General features: G+C 74.3%; 20 protein-coding genes, 1 tRNA gene and 1 pseudogene. 8 read left to right on the top strand and 14 right to left on the bottom strand.

Features of this window, described 5'->3' with window-relative positions; all coding sequences use genetic code 11:
• Positions 1–278 precede the first annotated feature (278 nt).
• Positions 279–1,280 carry an SDR family NAD(P)-dependent oxidoreductase gene (locus tag ACQB60_RS22985; RefSeq protein WP_496927948.1) on the top strand — a complete coding sequence of 334 codons (1,002 nt, stop codon included), beginning with the start codon at positions 279–281 and terminating at the stop codon, positions 1,278–1,280.
• A 1,032-nt stretch (positions 1,281–2,312) separates the two neighbouring features.
• Here the strand turns inward: ACQB60_RS22985 and ACQB60_RS22980 are convergent.
• Both ACQB60_RS22980 and ACQB60_RS22975 read right to left on the bottom strand, forming a co-directional pair.
• The gene (locus ACQB60_RS22980; protein ID WP_496927947.1) at positions 2,313–2,762 is read right to left on the bottom strand and encodes a nuclear transport factor 2 family protein; all 450 of its coding nucleotides are present in this window, start codon (positions 2,760–2,762) and stop codon (positions 2,313–2,315) included.
• 39 nt (positions 2,763–2,801) lie between these two features.
• Positions 2,802–4,091, bottom strand: a complete 1,290-nt coding sequence (locus ACQB60_RS22975) for an alpha/beta hydrolase (protein ID WP_496927946.1) — start codon at positions 4,089–4,091, stop codon at positions 2,802–2,804.
• Between the two features lie 274 nt (positions 4,092–4,365).
• Between ACQB60_RS22975 and ACQB60_RS22970 the strand changes: the two genes are divergently transcribed.
• A complete protein-coding gene (locus ACQB60_RS22970) occupies positions 4,366–5,343 on the top strand; it encodes a winged helix-turn-helix domain-containing protein (protein ID WP_496927945.1) in 978 nt (325 codons plus the stop codon).
• Here the strand turns inward: ACQB60_RS22970 and ACQB60_RS22965 are convergent.
• Positions 5,301–5,735, bottom strand: a complete 435-nt coding sequence (locus tag ACQB60_RS22965; RefSeq protein ID WP_496927944.1) for a nuclear transport factor 2 family protein — start codon at positions 5,733–5,735, stop codon at positions 5,301–5,303. The two genes, ACQB60_RS22970 and ACQB60_RS22965, sit on opposite strands and share 43 nt — an antisense overlap.
• A 94-nt stretch (positions 5,736–5,829) precedes the next feature.
• Between ACQB60_RS22965 and ACQB60_RS22960 the strand changes: the two genes are divergently transcribed.
• Positions 5,830–6,483, top strand: a complete 654-nt coding sequence (locus ACQB60_RS22960) for a TetR/AcrR family transcriptional regulator (protein ID WP_496927943.1) — start codon at positions 5,830–5,832, stop codon at positions 6,481–6,483.
• A gap of 43 nt (positions 6,484–6,526) precedes the next feature.
• Here ACQB60_RS22960 and ACQB60_RS22955 read toward each other — a convergent pair.
• Positions 6,527–6,646: transfer RNA gene (locus tag ACQB60_RS22955), tRNA-OTHER, on the bottom strand.
• A 108-nt stretch (positions 6,647–6,754) separates the two neighbouring features.
• Between ACQB60_RS22955 and ACQB60_RS22950 the strand changes: the two are divergent.
• Positions 6,755–7,444: pseudogene (locus ACQB60_RS22950) on the top strand (alpha/beta hydrolase); the annotation flags it as partial.
• Here the strand turns inward: ACQB60_RS22950 and ACQB60_RS22945 are convergent.
• Together ACQB60_RS22945 and ACQB60_RS22940 are read right to left on the bottom strand one after the other, a co-directional pair.
• Entirely contained in the window at positions 7,431–8,807 is a 1,377-nt protein-coding gene (locus ACQB60_RS22945; protein ID WP_496927942.1) for an MFS transporter, read from the bottom strand. The pseudogene ACQB60_RS22950 and the gene ACQB60_RS22945 sit on opposite strands and share 14 nt — an antisense overlap.
• A gap of 66 nt (positions 8,808–8,873) precedes the next feature.
• Positions 8,874–10,223, bottom strand: a complete 1,350-nt coding sequence (locus ACQB60_RS22940; RefSeq protein ID WP_496927941.1) for a rhodanese-like domain-containing protein — start codon at positions 10,221–10,223, stop codon at positions 8,874–8,876.
• A 251-nt stretch (positions 10,224–10,474) separates the two neighbouring features.
• On the opposite strand from ACQB60_RS22940, the gene ACQB60_RS22935 reads away from it, so the two are divergent.
• The 3 genes from ACQB60_RS22935 (at position 10,475) to ACQB60_RS22925 (ending at position 13,603) form a co-directional block, all read left to right on the top strand.
• A complete protein-coding gene (locus tag ACQB60_RS22935; protein ID WP_496927940.1) occupies positions 10,475–11,272 on the top strand; it encodes a GntR family transcriptional regulator in 798 nt (265 codons plus the stop codon).
• Between the two features lie 23 nt (positions 11,273–11,295).
• Positions 11,296–12,297, top strand: coding sequence for a sulfite exporter TauE/SafE family protein (locus tag ACQB60_RS22930; protein ID WP_496927966.1), 1,002 nt, complete (start codon positions 11,296–11,298; stop codon positions 12,295–12,297).
• A 100-nt stretch (positions 12,298–12,397) separates the two neighbouring features.
• Positions 12,398–13,603 (top strand): NAD(P)/FAD-dependent oxidoreductase, encoded by a 1,206-nt coding sequence (locus tag ACQB60_RS22925; protein ID WP_496927939.1) that lies wholly within the window; start codon positions 12,398–12,400, stop codon positions 13,601–13,603.
• Here the strand turns inward: ACQB60_RS22925 and ACQB60_RS22920 are convergent.
• Positions 13,587–13,715 (bottom strand): hypothetical protein, encoded by a 129-nt coding sequence (locus tag ACQB60_RS22920; RefSeq protein ID WP_496927938.1) that lies wholly within the window; start codon positions 13,713–13,715, stop codon positions 13,587–13,589. The genes ACQB60_RS22925 and ACQB60_RS22920 overlap by 17 nt on opposite strands.
• 262 nt (positions 13,716–13,977) lie before the next feature.
• Between ACQB60_RS22920 and ACQB60_RS22915 the strand changes: the two genes are divergently transcribed.
• Positions 13,978–15,405 carry a hypothetical protein gene (locus ACQB60_RS22915; protein ID WP_496927937.1) on the top strand — a complete coding sequence of 476 codons (1,428 nt, stop codon included), beginning with the start codon at positions 13,978–13,980 and terminating at the stop codon, positions 15,403–15,405.
• A 38-nt stretch (positions 15,406–15,443) separates the two neighbouring features.
• On the opposite strand, the gene ACQB60_RS22910 is transcribed toward ACQB60_RS22915, so the two are convergent.
• From ACQB60_RS22910 to ACQB60_RS22880, 7 genes are all read right to left on the bottom strand, one after another.
• The gene (locus tag ACQB60_RS22910) at positions 15,444–16,052 is read right to left on the bottom strand and encodes a trimeric intracellular cation channel family protein (protein WP_496927936.1); all 609 of its coding nucleotides are present in this window, start codon (positions 16,050–16,052) and stop codon (positions 15,444–15,446) included.
• Positions 16,052–16,438, bottom strand: coding sequence for a hypothetical protein (locus tag ACQB60_RS22905; protein WP_496927935.1), 387 nt, complete (start codon positions 16,436–16,438; stop codon positions 16,052–16,054). The genes ACQB60_RS22910 and ACQB60_RS22905 overlap by 1 nt, the downstream gene beginning before the upstream one ends.
• Before the next feature lie 159 nt (positions 16,439–16,597).
• Positions 16,598–17,575, bottom strand: coding sequence for a class I SAM-dependent methyltransferase (locus ACQB60_RS22900; protein WP_496927934.1), 978 nt, complete (start codon positions 17,573–17,575; stop codon positions 16,598–16,600).
• Positions 17,572–18,942, bottom strand: coding sequence for a polysialyltransferase family glycosyltransferase (locus tag ACQB60_RS22895; protein ID WP_496927933.1), 1,371 nt, complete (start codon positions 18,940–18,942; stop codon positions 17,572–17,574). Before ACQB60_RS22895 ends, ACQB60_RS22900 begins: the two co-directional genes overlap by 4 nt.
• Positions 18,939–19,952, bottom strand: a complete 1,014-nt coding sequence (locus ACQB60_RS22890) for a glycosyltransferase family 2 protein (protein WP_496927965.1) — start codon at positions 19,950–19,952, stop codon at positions 18,939–18,941. The genes ACQB60_RS22895 and ACQB60_RS22890 overlap by 4 nt, the downstream gene beginning before the upstream one ends.
• Positions 19,953–20,228: 276 nt before the next feature.
• Entirely contained in the window at positions 20,229–21,155 is a 927-nt protein-coding gene (locus ACQB60_RS22885; protein WP_496927932.1) for a TIGR03564 family F420-dependent LLM class oxidoreductase, read from the bottom strand.
• A 70-nt stretch (positions 21,156–21,225) separates the two neighbouring features.
• A complete protein-coding gene (locus ACQB60_RS22880) occupies positions 21,226–21,855 on the bottom strand; it encodes a VOC family protein (protein ID WP_496927931.1) in 630 nt (209 codons plus the stop codon).
• Between the last annotated feature and the right edge of the window lie 62 nt (positions 21,856–21,917).

Genomic DNA, 21,917 nt, shown 5'->3' with positions numbered 1-21,917 from the left:
CAAGTACGGCACCTTCGGCACCCCCGCCGAACCCCCCACCATGCCCACCGACGGCTGGAAGCACTTCTACAAGACCTGCTCCTGACCAGACCGCCGGGCGCCGCCGATCCCCCGTCACCCGGCGGCGCCCGGCACCGGGTCGACGGTGGACCCGGGCTCGGAGACATGCCCCAAGCCGTATCGGAAGCCTGTCGGCGATATGTCGGCGGGCTCTGCGACCTTGGGTGGGCCGGTGCTCTCGACGAGCACGCCACCGCCCACCGCAAGGAGCTCGTGTCATGGCGTCCGCCCCGTCCCGGAACCAACGCAACCATCGGAACCATCGCAACGAAGGCAAGACCGTCCTGGTCACCGGCGGAAACGCCGGAGTCGGCTACTTCGTCGCCGAGCAGCTGGCCGCCGCGGGCGTCCTCGTCGTGCTCGGCAGCCGGGACGCCGCCAAAGCGGAAGCCGCCATGGTCTCGCTCCGCTCGCGCGTCCCCGACGCGCAGGTGCGCCATCTGCCACTGGACCTCGCCGACCTGTCGTCCGTGAGGACAGCGGGCGACAGACTGGCCAACGGCTCGGCCGCCGGTCCGGCCGCCGGTCCGGCCGTCGATCCGGCCGTCGACCATCTCGACGCCGTCGTCTGCAACGCCGGAGTCGCACTCGACGACCCGCCGCGCCGGCAGACCGCGGACGGCCACGAGCTGATGTTCGGCACCAACCACCTCGGCCACTTCGCCCTCACCCAGGGTCTTGCGCCCCTGCTGACCGCGGCCCCGGCCGCCCGCGTCGTGACCGTGGGAAGCTTCGCGGCCCGCTCCGAGCGGCTGGACCTGGACGATCCGCAGTCGACCGAGGACTACCGCCCCAAGCGCACCTACGGGCGGTCGAAGCTGGCGCAGATGAGCTTCGGCTTCGCCCTCGACCGCCATCTGCGCGCCCTCGACAGCCCGGTCCTGAGCGTGGTGGCCCACCCCGGCGGCGCCCTCGACGGCCTCACCCCGTCCCGCCCGCCGGTGCACGTGCCCCGTCCCGGTCAGCGGCTGCGCACCCTGCCCGCCGGGCTCCTGGTGCAGGGCAAGCACGCCGGGGCCCGGCCCGTCGTGCGCGCCGTGCTCGACGCGGAGGTGCGGGGCGGACAGCTGTGGGGGCCGAGGGTCTTCGGCCTGCGCGGCCGCCCCCGGCGTGAGCCGGTGCCCGCGCACATGGCCGACCCGGAGGTGGCCGCGCGTCTGTGGTCCCTCAGCGCCGAACTGGTCGGCGCGGATCCGGACCTCGGCTTCCGCTTCCACTGACACCAGGGGTTCCGCCGACACCAGGGGGCCGCTGACACCGGGGGATGCGGCCTGTCACGTATGAAAGGCACCCCGGTGGGGGCCGATGTCCGGGTCGAGTTCGTGGATCTTCTCACGTCGGCGAGCAGGGCGAGCAGCGCGGCGAGGTCACCCAGGACGCGGTCGAGGCCGTCCGGCGCGGTGGCGGGTTCGGGCAGCAGGTGGCTGTCGTGCTGGTCCCAGTGGAGTGCGGGCGGGCGGCCCTCGCGGAAGGTCAGGTTGTACAGGCCGCGGCTGATGCCCCGGACCTGGTGGCCGACGTGGTCGAGGCAACGGGTGGCTTCGGCGAGCCGGTTGATGCGGGAGCGCGCCCGGCCGGAACGGGGCCGCCGGCGGATCGAGTCCTCCGCGTCCCGTACCGCCTTGCGGACCAGCTCGAGCCGCTGGGACAGGGCACGGGCCCGGTTGACCCAGTCCCCGGCGCGCGACGCCCAGTCCCCGTCGGCGAGTTGACCGGAGATCTCGGTCAGCAGGTCGGCGGTCTGCCGGGTCAGGCGGGCCAGTTCCTCGGCCGCACGGCGGGTGAAGCCCGGCGCGGGCACGAGCAGCCCGACGACGGTGCCGATCAGGACGCCGACCACGTTGTCCTCCAGGCGCGTGGCCCCGTACCCGAAGTGCTGGGCGGCGCCCATGACCAGGACGGCGGTCAGGGCGATCTGGTGCATCTGCGGCCCGATCCCGGCCGCGCGCTGCAGGCTCTTGCGGGCGGTCGCGAACGGCGTCGTCTGCGCACCGAGGATGGCGCCCGCCGGGGCGAGTGACGCCGCGTCGGAGTGCAGCAGCGCGGTCGCGATCCACCACGACAGCGCGGCCGCGACGGCGGTACGCGCCACCATCACGCCGTCCCCGAACCCGGCGACCATCCTGGCGCGCACCTCGGCGGTACGCAGGTGAGCGTCCATGGGCCGCACGCTACATCCCGTTTTGGGGCATTCCGCGCACCCTGTTCTGCGGGGCTCAGCGGCTCTGCTCGCCTCTCTGCTCCCGCCCCTCCTACGGTCTGCACGCCGCCGCGATCGCCGCCGTGTCCCAGTAGAAGGGGTGGACCTCGGAGATGCGGTCGTCCCTGATGTGGAGGGTCTGCAGGATCGGGAAGCCGAGTTCGCGGCCGGTGGCGCGGGAGCGGGCCTGGATCTGTGTGCGGACCACTGCGGTCGCGCCGGTGGCGAGGAACTGCTGCGCCACCATGTCGAAGCGCTCCCAGGTCTCCCCCATGGCGAGGAAGAACCGTTCCATGCCCGCGTGGCCGCGCCACGTCCCGCCGTAGGGCAGGGCCTCGGCCTGGTGCAGGACGACGTCCGGCGCGAAGTAGGGCGCCAGCAGGTCGAAGGACGCCAGGCCGGGGCCGCCGGCCGCCAGGTACTCGGCCTCGGCGGCGTACATGCCGGTGAGCACCGCCGTGGCGGAGCCCCGCGTGCGTGGGGGTGTGGGTGTTGCCGTCATGGGGTCAGTGTGTTCCGAGGGTGTGGGGTGTGCTGGCGGTCATCGGACGTCGAGGTGGCGGGCGAAGCCGAGGTGGCGGGCGAAGAAGGTGCGCACGCGGTGGCGTACCGCCGGGACGGAGCGGTTCGGGGCGAGCGTCCCGATGAGGGCGGCGCGGTCCGGGGCGGTCATCAGCCCGGCGTCCTGGAGCGGGGGCACGAGCGCGGCGTAGTCGGTGAAGATCCAGTGGTTGGCGTCGTGGAGCCGGTGTTGGCGTGTGTGTCCGTGGGGGTGGCGGAGCATGGCCGACCAGGAGCGGTCGAAGCGCGCGTTGCGGAAGCCGTCGGTGCCGAGGAGCAGCAGGGGGCGGTCCACGCCGTGCCGGGTGACGGGGAGCAACTCGCCCTCCTCCCCCGGGCGTTGGGGCGGGTAGTCGAGGTAGCCCTCCAGGTTGGCCGCCGCGGCGATGCGCCGGTCCTCGTAGAGGGCCTCCGCTGCCGTCTCGCCGCCCACCGAGTGGCCGTAGACGCCGACGCGGTGCGGGTCGAGGGCTCGGTGCAGGTTCTCGGGGAGGGGGCGTGCGGACGCGTCGGGGTTGCGGCCGTCGGCCAGGGACGTGAGCGCGTCGAGGACGAAGCGGGTGTCGGCGATGCGGGTGTGCAGCATCGTCCGGAAGACCTCGGGGTCGTCCGGGGTGCCGGGCAGGGCGAACTGCCGGACGCTGCCGTCGGGGAACTCGACGGCGCTCGGTTCGCCGGGGTGGTCGATCGTCACGACCACCGCGCCGTGACTGGCCAGTTCCTCGGCCAGGACCGTGCCGAGGGTGCGCGGGTCGCAGCCGCCCGGGGAGTAGAGGAGCACGGGGCGTCGTACGGGCTGCGCGGGTGCGCCTGCGCGGGAACGGGTCATCGTGGCACCCCAGTTGACGCCGCTCTTGGGCAGTTGGGGGTGCAGATGTACGGGGTCGAAGGTCGCGAACCACCGCGCCGCCACGGGGGTCATCTGCGGGGCGAGCGGGAAGGGGGTGGTGGCCCGGGCAGCCGGATAGTGGACGGTGACCATCAGTTCGCGGGCACGGAGTCCGGCGTCCCAGGGGTCGCCCCGGTCGTGGTCGACGAGGTGGAGGGTGGTCACTCCCGTGCGGTGGGAGCCGGTGGGGGCGGGCAGGTGGAGGGTGATTCCTTCAGACGACGGCCGGGGCGGGCTCCCCTCCTTGCCCCCTGCGTGTGCGGGGACAGCCGTGGCTCCGCCGATCAGGAGTCCGGCGGCCAGCGCCGTCGAACTCCTGAGGGCCGTACGTCGATCGACGCCCCCTCGGCCGGTGACGGCGGCATTCTCGTGCCACGACATGACCATCCCCACACACTCCCTCGCTCCGTCTTTCCTTCTTTCCTTCATTCCTTGCGATGCTGTCGTGGGGGTCGGGGCGCGGGCGAAGGTTCAGGCCCTGCCCGAAACGTTGGCCCGGAGCGTCCGCAGGGCGTAGGGGACGTAGGGGGCGTGGGGAACTCAGGGAGCAGGGGGAACAGTGGTCCGGATCCACTTCACGGCAGACGACTTCGCGCGGGTCCGGTTCGCGCCCCGGCCGGCGCCTCTGCAGGCCCTGCATACCGCCTTGTTGGCGATGTCGCACCCCACCGACGCGCCCCAGCAGGCCCGTTGGCGGCAGCGGACGCTGCGCGCACTGCCGCAGGCCGTCCTGCCGCTGCGGGACCTGGTGCCCGCCGGGCAGGCCCCCCGCTTCCTGGACGTGTTCAGCGATGATCTGGCAGCGGGCCTCGATGCCGTACGGGCCGCGCGTGCGGACCTGGTCCGCGCGGAGCTCGAGCGTGTCTACGCCCCGCATCCGGCTGCGGCGCCCTCGTGGGTGCGGGAGTTGCACCGCGGCTCCGAGGATTCCTGGCGGGTGCTGCTGCGGGCCGAGCGCGCGGCGTTCGAGACGGTCGTGCGGCCCGTGTGGCCGGTGGTGCAGGACCTGCACCGGGCGGAGTTCACCCGGCATGCGGTGGCGGTGGCCGAGGAGGGGCTCGGGGCCGCGCTGTCCGGACTGACGGCCGGAGCCCGACTGCACGGCAACGTATGGGAGTTGGGGCGGGATGCAGGAGGTGCAGGAGGTGCAGAGGGTGAGCGCGACGGTGACATCGTGCTCGGTGGACGCGGCGTGCTGTTGATGCCCACCTTCCACTGGACCGGTGCCCCGCTCCTCGCGGACCTCCCCGGCCAACCCCTCGTGGTCACCTACTCGGCCGGTCCGGGGCATCCGCTCACGCCGGACGGCCCCGAGGCCGCCGAAGAGGGCGCCCTCGCAGGGGTGCTGGGCCGCACACGCGCGGACGTCCTGCTGCTGCTCGCCGAGGACCACACCACCACCGACCTGGCCCGGCGCCTCGGCGTCAGCAACGCCACGGCTTCCGCGCACGCGGCGGCACTGCGCGGTGCGGGCCTGGTGGTGACGGTGCGGGCGGGCCGTGCGGTGCGGCATCGGCGTACAGCGATGGGGGATCTGCTGGTGCAGGGGCGCGCCGGGGGGAGTTCATGGCACGCCGACGGCGACGCCGGTCACTCCTCCCGCTCGGCGGGGATCACGCGAGTGAGCATGTGAGCGCGGCGCAGCCGTCGGTCGGGGGCGTACTGGCCGAAGAAGCAGATCTCCAGGGCCAGTTCCTTCACCGGCTCCTTGTCCGGGTACGCCACGTGCAGGGTGCTGCGGGCCGCGATCCGGTCGCCGTCCACGAACGCCTCGTGGACCTCCATGCGGCCGGTCGGCCGCGTCTTGCGGATGGGCCGGGCGTGGGCGATGAGCCGGGCGCGGTCCATGCGGTGCCCGTCGGCGAACTGCAGGACGTCCGGCGTGTGATAGCGGTCGACGACGGCGCCCGCGTCCTCGTCGGTGTGCACCAGGTCGTCGTGGAAGGAGGCGTGGAACTCGGCGATGAACTTCTTCGGGTCGATGCCGTCGAAGGGGCCGGTGCCTGTCGGAGGGTTGCCGCTCACGGTGCTCCCGTCGGATGGATCACACGATCACTGGGGCTATCTCTTACGCTCTGTAAGATATGCATCGCCCAGTATTTTTGACAAGGTGTAAGAGATGAGTGACTCGCCCGAGACCGAGCCCAAGTCCCCGTCCCAGGCCCGGCCTCAGCCCCGGCCTCAGCCCCGGCCCCGGCCCCGGCCCCGCCGTCGCGCCGACGCCCGCCGCAGCCGGCAGTCCATCCTGGACGCGGCGGTCCAGCTCCTGAACGCACAGCCCGACGCGAGCGTCGAGGCCATCGCTGCCGTGGCGGGCGTGACGCGCCAGACCGTCTACGCCCACTTCCCTTCGCGGGAGCACCTGTGGGCGGGAGCGCTCGACCGGGTCACGGAGGACGCCGTCGCCGCGATGGACGCCGCATGCCTCGACGAGGGGCCGGCGGCTGAGGCGCTGCTGCGGCTCCTGGACGCGGGCCGCCGGACGGCCGGGCGCTACCCGGTCCTGATGCGGCGGGCCGCCTCGCTCCCGGTGCCCCCGCAGACCGACCGGGCACGCCATGAGGCGGTCACCGATCGGCTGCGGCGGATCATTCAACGCGGCCAGGACAGTGGGGAGTTCGACGACGGGCTACCGCTCGACTGGCTGGTCACCGTCGTCGTGCGGCTCGGCCACGCGGCGAGCGACGACGCGGCGGCGGAGCGCATGACGGAGGACGAGGCGGCGGACGCGCTCCGCGTCACCCTGCTCCGCGTGCTCGGCGCCGACACCTGAGACGGCGGCCCAGCAGGGCGAGCGGGGCCGGACGGGCCGGACGCGGCGCCGACGGGATTCGAACCCGCGGAGGACCCCCGGGCAGGTCCGCCCCGGGCCCTCAGTCGACGCGCGGGGGAACCTCCCGCGCGCCGATCGCAATGGGCCGCTCTGCCACAGCGCCGCGTCCTGCGGGACCGCGCGATCCGGCTGCCGCCGAGCGTACGGATCAAGGGCGCGGCAGGGCGACCGGATTACGCGGCCGTGCTGCACCGGTCATGTCCGACCGACCATGTCCGACCGGTCATGTCCCACCAGCCGTGCCCCACCAGCCATGCCCAACTCCCCTGGCATGATGCGCCTCATGGCCGCCTACGTCCTCATCCACGGTGCCGCCTGCGGGCCCTGGCACTGGCATCTGCTGGAGCCCGAGCTGCGCGCCCTGGGGCACGACGTCGTGACCGTCGAGCTGCCCTGCGACGACGACCGCGCGGGGCTCGCCGAGTACGCCGACGCGGTCGTGGACGCCGTGGCAGCCGTCGGCCGCGCCACGAGCGCGCCCGGTCAACTCGTCCTGGTGGCCCACTCGTTCGCCGGTCTCGTCGCGCCTCTCACCTGCGACCGGCTCCCCGTGGACCTCCTCGTGATGCTCAACGCCATGCCGCCCCGCCCCGGGGAGCCGCCCGCCGACTGGTGGGCGGCCACCGGTCACGCCGAGGCGCGGCGCGAGCGGGCCGCGCTGGACGGGACGACGCCCGAGGAAGATCCCAACGCCCTGTTGCGCGGGCTCCCGGACGCGCTCGCCGCCGAGGTGGACACCCGGTGGCGCCCGCAGTCCGGCACGCCCATGGAGCAGCCGTGGCCGCTGCCCGCGTGGCCCGCCGTTCCGACACGGTTTCTGCTCTGCCGGGACGACGCCTTCTTTCCGGCTGCCTTTCTGCGCAGGGCTGTTGAGGAACGGCTGCCGCTCAGTTCTTCGGAGATCGGCGAGATGGACGGGGGCGGGCACTTTCCGATGCTCGTCCGTCCGCGGGAGCTGGCCGGGCGTCTGGAGGCGTTCCGGCGGGAGCTCCCTGCGGCACAGCCCCCGTCGTCGCGCCCGTCATCGCCCCCGTCGCCGTCCGCGTCGCCGTCCTGAGAGCGGTCGAGGCGAGCCCCGCCCCGCCCGTGAGCGCGACGGCGGCCGCGCAGACGCCCAGCGCCACCGGCGGGCCGGTGAGTGCGGCGAGGCTGCCCAGCACGTTGTTCATCAGCAGCAGCGCGGCGCTCTGGACGACGCCGAGGAGCGCCTGGATGCGAGACAGGAAAGGCTCGGGCGTCGCCGTCAGGACGAGCGGGGCCACGTGGGTGCTGAACAGGCCCGAGCCCAGGCCCACCATGAGCGCCGCGGCCGTGGCGAACGGTGCGGCGGCCGAGAGCGCCAGGGCGGCGGTGCCCGTACCGGCGACGAGGAGGCCGAGCGCCGCCGTGCGGCCGGGGCGGTCGCTGCCGCCCTTGCGGACCACGAGGACGGCGACGGCCATGATGCCGAGGCTCTGCGCGCCCACGACCAGGCCGGTGGCGCCGGTGTCCCAGCCCCGGTGGTGGCCGAGCAGCGGAACCAGGAGCGAGATGACGGGCAGCAGGAAGCCGGCCGCCGCCGCGACCTGGGCAAGTGCCGGGCGCAGTACGGGTTCCCGCCAGGCGACCCGCAGTCCCTCCAGCGCGTCTCGCAGCACACTGCCCTTGCCGGGAGCAGGCGGCGGCGTCGGCCGCGCCGGGCGGATCGCGAGCAGCACCGCCAGCATGACCGCGAAGCTCGCCGCGTCCAGGAGGGCCACGCCGCCCAGGCCCACGGCCGCCACCAGGAAGCCGCCCGCCGCACCGCCCGCGAGGGACGCCAGCTGGCCGCCGGTCTGGCGCAGCGCAAGCGCCTGGGGCAGGGCCCCGGTCCCTACGAGGCGGCGGGGCATGGAGCCGGAGGCGGGCAGGTAGAAGGCGTCCACGATGCCGATCGCCAGGCCCGCCGCGATCAACAGCCAGACCGGCGAGCCGAGTTGGCGGGTCGCCGCGGCCAGGGCGACCGTCAGCACGATCATCGCCGCGTCGCCGAGCAGCATCACCCTGCGGACGCCGAAGCGGTCGGCCACGGCGCCGCCGATGAGCAGGAGCAGCGTGCGCGGCAGCGTGATCGCGGTGAGGACGAGTCCCGCCACGGAGCCGCCGTGTGCCGCGGCCGCCCAGCCCAGCGCGAAGTACAGGACCGCGTCCCCGAGCAGGGACGCCAGCGCTCCGGCGAGCCAGGCCAGGTATGTGCGCGGGAGACGGCCGGTCGGGGCAGGGGCGGCCGCGGTGGGAGCTGTCATGGTCGGTGACCGTAGACGGCACCACTGACAACGGCCCGCCCCAGCGGCCGGGTGGTGGTCCCTGGCTCAGGCCGCCTGCTCGTACCCCCCGATGATGTCCCGCACATCCGCGAACCCCCGCGCCTCCAGCAGCGCCGCCGCGATCACCGAGCGGTTGCCGCTGCGGCAGTACAGGACCACCGGGCGGGCCGGGTCCAGGCGGTGGGCCTGGGCGGCGAGCGTGGCCAGGGGGAGGTTCACGGCGCCGGGGAGCGCGCCCTCCGCGTACTCGGCGGGGTTGCGGACGTCGACGAGCTGGGCGTCCGCGGGCGGGGCCTCGTGCGGGTCCGACCGGTGGGTGGACGCGGTGAGTTCGGGGCGGTCGGCGAGAGCGGCGGCCGGGTCCGCGACGTGGCCGATGACGTGGTCGTAGCCGATGCGGGCGAGCCGGACGCGGGCCTCGTGCTCGGTGCCGGGCGTGGCCACCAGGACGATCGGGGTGCCCGGCGGCACGACGCTGCCCGCGTACTCCGCGAAGCGCGTGTCCAGGCCCGCGTGCAGCGATCCGGCCAGGTGCGCGGTGGTGTAGGCGGACAGGGGGCGGCTGTCGAGGAGGACGGCGCCTCGTTCCGTACGGGCGGCCAGGGCCTCGTCGAGGGAGAGGGCGGGCGGCGCGGACGCGGCGTCGAGGAGCGGGTGACCGTCGCGGTTGAGGGTCGCGTCGTGCGCGAAGTAGCCGGGGGTCGCGGGCTGGCCCGCGGTCACGAGGCGGACGAAGTCGGCCTCCGGCATGGGCTGGAGCGCGTAGTTGAGGCGGCGCTGCTCGCCGATGGTGGAGCTGGTCTCGCTGGAGAGGCTGCGGCCGCAGGACGAGCCCGCGCCGTGGGCGGGGTAGACGCGGGTGGCGTCGGGCAGCGTGAGCAGCTTGTCGTGGAGCGAGCGGTAGAGACGGCCGGCCATCTCCTGCGCGCTGAGTCCGGCGGAGGAGAGCAGGTCGGGGCGGCCGACGTCGCCCACGAAGAGGGTGTCGCCGGTTAGCACCCCGAACGGCACGTCGGCGTCCGGGTGTTCATGGACCACCACGCAGATGGACTCGGGGGTGTGGCCGGGCGTGGCAAGGGCGGTGAGCGTCACCTCGCCGAGGCTGACGCGTTCGCCGTCGGCCAGCCTGCGGATGGGGTAGCCGGTCTCCGCGGCGGCGCCGAAGGCGATGGCGGCGCCGGTGGCACGGGCCAGTTCGAGGTGGCCGGAGAGGAAGTCGGCGTGGAAGTGCGTCTCGATGACCAGCTCGATGCGCAGGCCCGCCGCTTCGGCGTCGGTCAGGTACTCGTCGATGTCGCGGCGCGGGTCGACGAGCACGGCTCGTCCGGTGGTCTCGTCGCCTATCAGGTACGACGCCTGGGACAGACAGTCGAGGTAGTACTGCGCGAAGTGCACGGTCGGCCTCCGGGAGCAAGGGGGGTCCACGGGCGTGTTGTGCGGATGCACGGATGTACGTACATTAGGCAGCCGAGCCCGCTCACGACAACTCGGGTCCGGGACAGCCCGGTTGATGCGGCCCCGTTCAAGTCACCTAGCCCCGGGCCGCATTGGCATCACCGGTCCCATCGACATCACCCGCCCCCATTCGTTCACGTCACCCGACCCCGTTCGTTCACATCGCCCGTCCCGTCCAAGGAGAAAGCGCCATGTCCCAGCAGCAGGCGGCCGACGACTTCGGTCCGCGCCCCCTCGACCGGCGCGCACCTCTCCCCCTGTGGGCCCAGCTCCGCGACGACCTGCGGCGGCGCATGGAAGCGGGCGCCTTCACCGCCGAGTTTCCGGCCGAGCACCGTCTGACCGCCGAGTACGAGGTGAGCCGGCACACCGTCCGCGAGGCGCTGCGCAGACTGCGCGCCGACGGCCTGGTGATCGCCGAGCGGGGCCGCGCGAGCCGCCTGGACACCCGCCGCATCCAGCAGCCCCTCGGCTCGCTGTACAGCCTCTTCCGGGAGTTGGAGGGCCGGGGCGTGGAGCAGCGCAGCGAGGTGCTGCGCCTGGAGCACACCGTCGACGACACCGTGGCCGAGCGCATGGGGCTGCTGCCCGACGCCCCGCTGGTCGTCCTGGAGCGGCTGCGGCTCGCGGACGGCGAGCCGCTCGCCCATGACACCAGCTACCTCCCGGCCGAGCTCGCCGAGCCGATCCTGGAGGCCGACTTCCGGCACACCGCCCTGTACACGGAGTTGAGCCGCCGCTGCGGGCTCAAGGTCGATGGCGGGCAGGAGCGCATCCTGCCCTTTCTGCCCGACATCCGGCAGTGCTGGCTGCTCGGCCTCGCCGCGCGCGAGGCGGCGTTCTTCATCGAGCGGACCGGCCGCGCGGGCGGACGCGTCGTGGAGTGGCGGGAGACGGTGGTGCGCGGCGACCGCTTCGCGTTCGTCGCGCAGTGGTCGGGCACCAGCCCCGACGTCACGCTCGCGCCGCGCGCGGCGTGTCCGTCCTGAGAGCCGGGCCACGCGTGCCGACGATGCCGCTCATAGCCGTGCCGTGCGGCCTGCTCATCGGGCTGCTGCTGGGGTCGCTCGGGGGCGGCGGCTCGATCCTCGCCGTCCCCGCCCTCGTCTATCTCCTGGGCCGTTCGCCGCACGAGGCGGCCACAGGGGCGCTGGTCGTCGTCGCCGTGGGGGCGGCCTCCGGCCTCGCCTGTCACGCCCGCGCGGGGCACGTGCGGTGGGCGGCCGGGGCGGTCTTCGGAGCGCTCGGCACGGTCGGGACGTATGTGGGGGCGCGGTGGAGCAGGACCCTCGATCCGTCCGTGCTGATGGTGGCGTTCGCGGGGCTGATGCTGGTGGTGGCGACGGCCATGCTGGTGCGGGACCGGCGTCCGCGAACTGCGCGGGAGCGGCTGCCTGTCGGGAGCGAGGCCCGCTCGGGTGCGGCCGACGGCGGTGCGCGTCCGGGTGGGGGCGGCGGGGCCGGGGGCGAGGCATGTACGAGGACGGCCGGCTCCGGCACCCGTACCGACTCCGCCGCCTCCGCCACCTCCGCCGACTCCGCCGCCGAGGACACCCCCCGTACCGGCTCCGCCGCCTCCGCCGACGCCGAGGACACCCCCCGTACGGCACCGTCCCGTACGACACCTACCGCGGCGGCGCGCCACCGGCGGCTCGCGGCGATCGCGGCCGCGGCCACCGGAGTCGGCCTGCTCACCGGGTTCTTCGGGGTGGGCGGCGGCTTCGTCGTGGTGCCCGCGCTCACGCTCGTCCTGGGCATGGAGATGCCCGCCGCCGTCGGCACCTCGCTGATCGTCATCCTCATCAACTCCGCGACGGCGTTCGCCCTGCGCGCCGGGGACGCCGTCCCCGCGCTGCCGCTGCTCGCCTCGTTCGCGGTCTGCGCGGCGCTCGGCAGCTGGCTCGGCAACCGGATCGCCGGGCGCCTGCACCCCCGCACCCTGTCGACCGCCTTCGCCTCACTGGTGACCGTCCTCGCCGTGTCGATGGCGGTCACCAGCATCGCGAGCCTGTGACGGCTCCGGATTCCCGTACCGCTCGGCCCTCTTGTGCTCCTCGGACCCCTTGGGCCGTCTCCACACCCGTACGACCGCACACCCTTCAGGGAGGACCCGCATGACCACCGCGTCCGCTCACCACCAGATCGTGATCATCGGCGGGGGCACCGCCGGGATCACCGTCGCCGCCCGGCTGCGGCGCGCCGGGGCCCCGGACGTCGCCGTGCTCGAGCCGTCCGCCACCCACTGGTACCAGCCGCTGTGGACGCTGGTGGGCGGCGGCCAGGCCCGACTTCGGGCGTCCATGCGCACACAGGCCGAGGTGATGCCGCCCGGCGTGCACTGGCTGCGCGAGTCCGCGACCGGCGTCGACCCGCAAGCCCGCACGGTCGCCACCGGCTCCGGCCGCACGATCGGCTACGACCGGCTCGTGGTCGCGCCGGGCCTGCGCCTGGACTGGGGCGGCGTCCCGGGGCTCGCCCAGGCCGTCGGGCACGACGGCGTCTCCAGCAACTACCGGCCCGATCTCGCCCCGCTGACCTGGGAGTTGATCCGCTCGATGCGGAGCGGGACGGCACTGTTCACGATGCCCTCGGGGCCGGTGAAGTGCGGGGGCGCCCCGCAGAAGATCGCGTATCTGGCGGCGGACCACTGGCGCAAGCGCGGGGTGCTCGACCACATCCGCGTGATCCTGGTCCTGCCGGAACCGGCGATGTTCAAGGTGCCGGTGTATTCACGGGAGTTGGCCGAGACCGCCCGGCGCTACGGCATCGAGGTCCGCCTCCACTCGGAGCTCACCGCCCTCGACGGCGCGGCCCGCGAGGCGGTCGTCACCGACCACTCCACCGGAACGAAGGAGACGATCCGCTACGACCTGCTGCACGCCGTGCCCCCGCAGACCGCGCCCCGCTGGATCGCCGAGAGCCCCCTGGCCGACCCCGAATCGCCCTTCGGCTACGTCCGCGCGGACCGGGCGACGCTCCAACACCCCGACCACCCCGAGGTCTTCGCGCTCGGCGACGTCGCGAACCTGCCCACGTCCAAGACGGGCGCCGCCGTCCGCAAGCAGGCCCCGGTCGTGGTGGCCAACCTCCACTCCTCGCTGCGCGGCCGCCCCGTGACGGCCCGCTACGACGGCTACACCTCCTGCCCCCTGGTCACCGCCCGCCACAAGATGCTGCTCGCGGAGTTCGACTACGACCTCGAACCGGCGCCGTCGCTCCCCCTCATCGACACGACGAAGGAGCGCACGAGCATGTGGTACCTGAAGCGGTACGGGCTGCCGCAGATGTACTGGAAGGGGATGCTCAAGGGGTACGTGTGAGCGTCGCCCGCATGAAGGGGACCCAGCCGCCGTCGTCCTCGGGCCTGTCCGAGTCGCAGGTGATGGTGCCGTCGGCGGTGAGGGTGCGGGCCATGCGGGCGGGGCCGGTCATGACCAGGGAGTCGCCGTGGAAGCGGCCCGCGTAGGTGCTGTCCGTGGATGTGCAGGTGGCTCCGGGGAGGAGGCCGGGCCCCAGGGCCCTCTTCGCCGCCGAAAGGCTGGGACCCCGAGGGCGCCCGGGAGTACCGACGACACCTGAGGCCCACGCCGAACCGCTCCGCCTTGCCCCGTAAGTCCCTTTCGCGGAGCACCCGTTGCCGGATCGCAACCGCACCGCCGCAACTACGTGCGCCCGCGACGTGATCTTTGAACCCATGAGGATCACGACGCCGAGGATCGCGACGCCGAGGGGCACGACGCCGAGGATCAGTACGCGCACATCGCTGGCGGCGGCCTGCGCGGCCCTGCTGCTCGCGGGGTGCTCCGGGGGCGGCGGGTCCGGGAACGAGCAGGGGCAGGCGGGGCCGCCCGCGCCGCCCTCGGTGTCCAGCAAGCCGATCCCCGCGGGCAAGGGCAGCCACCTGCCCGACGACCTCAACGGCGACGGCCACCCGGAGCTGCTGGTGCCCGGGGGCGGCCCCGACCCGCAGACGCCCCACCAGCTGGACGTCGTCTTCGGCTCGCGCCACGGCCTCGACCCGAAGACCCGCACGGTCCTCAACGCCACCAGCCTCGGGCTGCCCTTCGGCCGCGTCGGCCACACCGACTACGGCAAGGACACCGACCTGGGCTCCGGCGTCGTCCCCGCCGACCTGGACGGCGACGGCTACGCCGACCTCTCCACCACCTGGGGCGGCAAGCCCGGCGGCGGCCCGGCAAGCGACGACTCCACCACCGAGGCGTACATCAGCTGGGGCACCCCCAAGGGCCCGCGCCCCGGCCGCAGAGCCACCCGGATCCAGCTCGGCGACCGCCGCATCAACTTCGGACTCGGCCTGGAACGGGGCGACTTCAACGGCGACGGCAAGCACGACCTGCTCGCGTACGCCGACACCAAGGACGGCGACGCGGAGCAGTTCTACGTCCTCTACGGCCCGTTCAGCCGCTCGGGCAAGCCCGCCAGGATCACCCGGCACGGCGGGCTGCGGGACGCGGCCGCGGACGAGGGCGTGGTCGTCGACGAGATCGCGCCGGGCCGGGCCACCAGCGTCGTGGCCCCCTCGTGCAACACCGGGAGCGAGGACGCCGACGTGCTGTTCGCGGCGGGGCCCTCGGGCCTCGGACCGGCCCGCGAGCTCCCGGCGGGCGACCTGCCCGCCTGGGGGGACTTCGACGGCGACGGCCGCCGCGAACTGGCCGTCGCCAACGATCCGACCTGCGACTACTACGTCGAGGAGGAGGCCGGAGCCGACTGGCGGCCGCCCCGCGGGGCCGCGACCACGGTGAAGGTCCTCGACGGCACCCGGCTCACCCGCACCGTCACCATCCCCAAGTCCGCCGCCCCCATGGCGACGGGAAACCTCGACGGCACCGGCCCCGACGAACTCCTCGTCGGCCACGGCGACCCCAAGGACACCCTGGAGGACCCGGCAGGCGGCTACACCACGCTCGGCGTGACGGTCCTGCCCGGCGCCCGCTCCCCGCACGCCCTGCCGCACGTCCCCCGCGACACCGCGCTCGACACGGTCCGGGACTTCGACGGCGACGGCCGCGACGAGGTCGTCCTCCGCAAGGGCGCGGAGGTGTACGTCATCGACGGCAAGGCACCCGGGCGGCCGCCCGTCCTCGTCGGGCGGTTCTGACGCCGCGAGCACCGACTGGCCATGGGCCCAGGACGGGGCTAGTCGATGCGTGAAAGCCGCGGCAGATGCAGGGACTTGGTGATCGCCGCGAGGCGCAGCGCGAGGACCAGCCCGGCGGCGGCGTACGTCGTGACGGTCGAGGACGCGCCCGCGAAGTGGAGGAGCTGGTAGCAGACGGCGCCGGCGAGGGCCGCGGTCGCGTACACCTCTTCGCGCAGCAGCAGCGGCGGGAACTCCCCGCAGAGGACGTCGCGGATCACTTCGCCGGTCACTCCGGTGAGCACGGCGAGGATGATCACCGCGAGCGGGGTGACGTGCGCCTCGACGGCGGCCTGGGCGCCCATGACGGTGACCACGGAGAGGCCGATGGCGTCCACCACCATCAGGCTGCGCTGCGGCAGCTCGCGGCGGCGCAGATAGAGCATGGTGGCGACGCCGGTCACGGCGATGACCGTGAGCAGCTGCCAGTCGTGGGTCCAGTACAGCGGGTGCCGGTCGAGGATCAGGTCGCGCAGGGTGCCGCCGGAGATGGAGGCGACGAAGGCGAGGACCAGGCCGCCGAACGGATCCATGCGGGCGCGGTGCGCGGCGAGCACGCCACTGGCGGCGAAGGCGGCGATGCCCACCAGGTAGAGGGTGTGCAGCATCAGCCGGTGACCCCCTTCGCAATCTTCACGACCTTCACTGCTTTCGCGGCCTTCGCGGCTTCCGTGATCTTCGTGGGCTGCGGGGCCGTCGCGGTCCGCGCGGGCTTCACCGCCTTCGCAGTGCTCGCGGTCTTCGCCGTGCTCGTGCCGCGGCGGCGCAACAGTCCGAGCACCCCGGCGGAGGCCAGCGCGGTCGCGCCGAGGGCGGATGCGTCGAGGACGGGGTCGGACGCGTCGGCGGGGCGTGCCTGGGCGTGCGCCATGGCGGCCCGGTCGTGCCCGTGCGGGGCCGCCGTTCCGTCGCCGGTGTGCAGCGCGAGTACCGCTGCGAAGGCGGCGACTCCCGCGGCGACCAGCCACCACCAGGGGTTGCGCGCCATGTTCATGCCCTCAACGATCCGGGGCGGGCGCGGGCCGGCGCCATCGGCCGACCGGTCAGAACCGATCGGCCGAAAGGACCAGAAGGGCCAGGTCACAGGCCCCGAGTCACCGGCGATCCCCCGGCCCCGTCCCCGGCCCCGGCCCCGGCCCCAGCCCCGGGTGGCTCACTCCGCCCGCAGGAACGCGCTCGTCGACACCGTCCCCACCAGCCGCAGCCGGGTGTGCCCCGCGAGGTGCCGGTCGGTGGCCTCCTGGACGCCCCGCCACTTGGCGTCGCCGTAGTCGTCCATGACCACGATCGCCCCGCTCGCGGCGATCTCCTCGGCCCACTCCAGGTCGCGGGCGACGCCCTGCGCCGAGTGGTCGCCGTCGATCACGATCACGCCGTAGCGGCGGTCGGAGAGTGCCGCGCGCACGTCGGGGTCCTCGGAGAAGCCGCGGTGCAGCCGGACCTGCTCGGCCCGCACCCCCGCGTACGCGAGGTTGGCGCGGATGACGTCCTCGGTGACGGGGGTCCCGGACGGGTCGTGGGTGATGTCCACGCCGGGCTGGAGCTGGACGGGGGCGATCGGGTCGACGATGGTCAGCCGGTAGCTGAGGCCGCGGCGCAGCAGCTGGCGGGTCATGCCGCCCGCGAACAGTCCGTAGAGGGTGCCGATCTCCAGGAGGTCGCCGCCCGGTGGGCCGAGCAGCGGGGTGGTGGCGAGCTTGCCGAGGATGTTCGCGGTGGAGCCCGCGATGCGGCCGACGCCGCGCGACTCGAGTTCGACGAGGGTGCGGTATGCCTGCACGGTCTCGGCGTAGGCGCCGTCGCGGCCGGTGACGGCGGCGATGCGGGCGGCGAGCCGGTCGATGTCGGCGCGGCTCGGCATGCGGTGGCCCGCGCGCCCGTCGCGGCCGTAGAGCATGTCGAAGGAGTGCGGCCGCAGGTGCGCCTTGGTCAACTCCTCGCGGGTGGCGGTGAGTTCGCGGCGCAGGGCGGCGATCTCGTGGCGGGCGGTGCGCAGGCGGCGGTCGATGCGCCGGTCGAGGAGGTCGAGGGCGGGCTGGAGGAGGAGGCGGCCGGAGCGGGCGCCGAGGGAGAGGGCCGTGGGCGTCGTGGGTGTCGTGGGTGTCGTGGGTGTCGTGGGTGTCGTGGTCATCGGATCGCGGTTCCCTTGAGTCGGTCGAGGTGGTGGCGGGCGGCGGCGAGCAGCCGGGACGTGGGGGTGCGCGGGGGCGGGGCGCCGGGCAGGCCGAGGCTGCGCAGGCGGCGGCGTTTGAAGTACGGGGCGGTGGCGGCGTCCAGGCCGAGGCCGTCCTCGCTGTGCGCGGCGAGGAAGCGTTCGCCCTGTTCGCGCAGGTGGGCGCAGCGCTGGGGCTGCATGCAGTGGCCGACGGCGGCGAGCAGCGGTTCGACCTCGGCGCCGATGCGGGCCGGGGACAGGTCGACGGGATCGACGGCCCGGCCCGCTTCGCTGTCGTGTTCCAGGTCGGGCAGCAGGGCGCGGGCGAGCGTGGCGGGGATGCGGTTGCTGTTCTCGTACGGGGTGAGGCGCTCCAGGAGCAGGTCGGTGCCGACGGTCGCGGTGGGCACCTTGTGGAGCACGGCGGCGGTCAGGAGCGCCGTGGAGAAGCAGCCGACGACGAGGGCCGGGCGCAGCCGTCGCACCAGGCTCTCGGCGAGTACGGGCGCCGCGCAGACGGTGAGCGTGATCCCGCTGTCGTCGGCGGCGCGGTGCAGGGCGCGGGTGACGGCGGGCGGTGCGGCGGGGTGCGGTTTGAAGACGGCCTCGCGGTGGCCGCGCGCGGCGGCGGCCCGCACCATGCGCGCGTACAGCCCGTGCTCCTCGGTCTCGGTGAGGATGCCGGCGGCGGCGAGGTACTGGCCGAGGATGAGCACGGCGCCCTGCGGGTGCTCCCCCAACGGCGGGGCGCAGCAGGTGAGTTCGTCGAGGACGGCGGTGAACTGCGCGTCGGGCACCGTCTCGGCCGGGATGTCGTGTTCGGACAGGAGCAGCGGCCACAGGCCGGGCACCAGGTCGGGGTGGAGGAGGCGGCGGATGCGGCCGTGCAGGGTGTGCGGCAGGGCGTTGCGGGTGGGCCCGTAGCTCATCAGGCCGTCCGCGTACAGGTCGACGGGGCTGTCGGGGAAGAGCGCGGCGATGGCGCGGGCGGGTTCGGTCTGGATGGATTCCAGGACGAGTTCGACGGGTTCGTCGGCGTCGAGGAGCCAGGCGGCGCGCAGCAGCCGCTGCCAGGCGGGCACGTCCTGGGCGCGGGGCGACCAGGCGGCGGGGTGGTGCGGGTGGATGATCTCGTTCCAGTGCGCGACGCGGTCGAAGCGGGCCCGCAGCCGTTCGAAGCCGGGCAGCCGGGTCGGCGGCGGGATCACTTCGGGGTTGCCCGCGGTGTGGGTGACCAGCAGGATGCGCGGGCGGGCGCGGGCGCCGCCGAACAGGCCCGCGTCGAGGGCCGCGGCGAGGGTCGCGGCGCCGTAGCCGGTGGAGACGGCGAAGACCTGGCTCATGCGACGGCCTCCCGACGGGCGCTCGCCAGGCCCCGGTTGAGGACGCCGCGCACCCCGTACAGTCCGCGCAGCGCGGCGGCCCGGTCCGGGGGCAGGGTGCGCAGGGTCTCGCGCAGGGCGGCGCGCGGCAGCCGGTCGAGGGCCTCGCGGGCCCGCGCCGGGGTGCGGCGGGCCACGGCCGGGGCGCAGCGGTGCAGGGTGTGCAGCTGCGCGGCCATGATGGAGCAGTAGGTACGGACGGCCTTGGGCAGCAACTCCTCGCACTGCGGGTCCTGTTGGAGCTGGTCGACGAGCAGGTCGAAGGCGCGGAAGAAGTCGAGGCGGCGCTCGTCGCCGACCTGGGTGAGGGAGCCGGGCAGTCCGCGCCGGTAGCGGACGCCGTCCAGGGGCACCACGGCGTAGCTGCGGGCCTGCCGGTGCAACCGCCAGATCCAGGGCCGGTCCTCGGTCATGCGCAGGCCGGGGTCGAAGCGCAGCACGCCGCGTTCCAGCAGGGCCCGGTCGTAGATCCCGGCCCAGGCGTACGGGTAGTCGGTCATCGTGGTGCGGTCGGCGGGCAGGATGCCCGAGCGCGGGTCGAGGACCTGGTGGCGGCGGGGTTCGGGAGCCCGGTGCAGCACCCTCTTGCGGCCGGTGACCTGGACGTGATCGGTGCGCACGAACTCGCAGGCGTAGCGCTCGATGGCGGCGACGAGCCGGTCCAGGTGGCCCGGTGCGAGCCAGTCGTCGCCGTCGAGGAAGGTGAGGTAGCGGCCGCGGGCCGCGTCGAGGCCGGTGTTGCGGGCGTCGGCGAGGCCCCGGTTCTCGGGGTGGCGCAGCACGACGCAGCCGGGCAGCAGCGTCCGGTGGTGCGCGATGACGTCGGGGGTGCGGTCGGTCGAGCAGTCGTCGACCAGGATGAACTCGTAGTCGGAGCGGGCGTTCAGGTGCAGGCTGCGCAGGGTCTCGGCCGCGTACGCCTGGACGTTGTGGAAGGGGACGACGACGGACAGCTTCACGTTCACGGGCAGCGACGCTAGGTGCTGGGCGCCGCCCGGCCCGCGCACGGGCACCCCCCGAGCGCCGGCCCGACAATCGGCACGGCACCCGGGGGTTCGCCGCCCGTTCACCCGTGGATCATGCCGCCCTCGCCGGGGTGCCGCCCGGCGCCCGCGCCCCGGTGGGCCAAGCCCACTAGTAGGGGCGGCGGGGCGGCGGAGGCCGGACACTCGCGCGGAGGACAAGTGCGCCGTACGGAGGTTGACGGGACCGTACGGCGCGGGGCTCCGGGGCCCGAACGGCGGGCGTCAGCGCGCCAGTTCGCCCAGCAGCTTCCAGGTGCGCAGCCGCGCCGCCGCGCCCGCCTCCTCCGTCCCGGCGAACACGACCTCGGTGGCTCCGGCGTCCCGGTAGCGGCGGATCTCGGCGGCGACGGTCTCCTCGTCGCCGATGACGGCCACGTCGACGGCGCGCTGCCCGCCGGAGAGTTCGATGGCGCGCGCGTAGGACGGGATCTGCTCGTAGAACGCGAGCTTCTCGGCGACCCGCGCGCGCACCGCGTCGGCGTCGTCGGTGACGACGCCGTGGACGAGTGCGACGATGCGGGGCGCGGGCCGTCCGGCGGCCTCGGCGGCGGCGGTGAGGGCCGGGACGATGTGCTCGCCGAGCGCCTTGGGCCCGGCGAGGTAGGGCAGGATGCCGTCGGCGAGCTCCCCGCTGACGCGCAGGGCCTGCGGGCCCATCGCGGCCACGAGCAGCGGCACGGGCGGCTCGGCACCGGGCACGGTGGCGGGCAGGGGGGTGGCGGCGCGGATCAGTTCGCCCTCGAATTCGGTGGTGCCGGTATTGATCAACTCCCTGAGTACGGTGAGGAATTCACGCAGCCGCGCCACCGGACGCTCGAAGGGCTCCCGGAAGGCGCCCTCGGCGATGAGCCGGGAGCCGAGGGCGAGCCCCAGGTGGTAGCGGCCGTGGGTGGCGGCCTGCGCGGTGAGGGCCTGGCTCGCGACGGTGAGCGGGTGGCGCCCGAAGACGGGGATCGCCGAGGTGCCGACCTCCAGGCCCGGGACGGCGCGCCCGACGAGGGCCGCGAGCTGCGGCGAATCGGCACCGAGGGTCTGCCCGAACCAGGCCGAACGCAGCCCGGCGGCGGCGGCCTCCTCGGCCTGCTCGAGGACGGCGTCGATCTGGTTGGCGGCGCCCGCCGGGGCGTTGAGGGAAACTCCGACTGTCATGTCACCTCGCAACAGCCGGAGTTGGGGCGGCATTCCGGGATGCATGTGACAGTCGTGTTGCGCGCGGCCGTCAACCGCTCGCCAGGGTCATGCGCCCCGCAGGCCCCTCGATGGTGGCCGCGAGCGCGGGCTGCTGCGCCTGCACCACGTCGAGACGGGCACCGATCGCGCGCAGGTGACGGGCCGTCGTGGCGGGGTCGGGATGGGCGCCGGTGAAGGCGAGCAGGTCCGCGGCGGGCAGGCCGCGGTCGCAGGGGTGCGCGGTGCTGCCCCAGTCGATGAGGAAGGGCAGCACGCCGGGAGCCGTGAACGCCACGCTCCAGCTGAGGAGTTCGCCCTCGGGGGTGCGCCGGGACATGGGCTCGGCGTCGCCGGGGTCGTAGCCGTCGCGGCGGGCGGCGGCCACGAGCGCGGCGATGTCGTCGGTGCGGACCGCCCACGTCACCAGGGCGGGCCGGGTGAGGGAGTCGATGCCGAACAGGCGCGGCCGTGCGGGGGCGGGCTGCTCGGGGTCCGGGCCGACGATCTCCAGGTAGCGGCGACCGCCCAGGCCCAGCAGGTAGTTGCGGGTGCCGAGGCCCAGGTGACGGCCGCCCTCGACGGGGCGGACTCCGGTGCGACGGTGCGTATCGGCCACCGTAGTCTGAAGATCAGGGGTGGCGTAGACGAGATGATCCAGTTCCGCGTCGGGCGTCTGCATGAGGGCATGAGATCACGCGACCACACCACCCCCCACCGGCAGGGGCCGGTGCGTTGCGCAAC

This window comes from Streptomyces odontotermitis (genome assembly GCF_050510915.1).
In the GTDB taxonomy this organism is placed as follows: Bacteria; Actinomycetota; Actinomycetes; order Streptomycetales; family Streptomycetaceae; genus Streptomyces.
The sequence above is the reverse complement of the archived record's forward strand: the minus strand, read 5'-3'. Positions and strand labels throughout refer to the sequence as shown.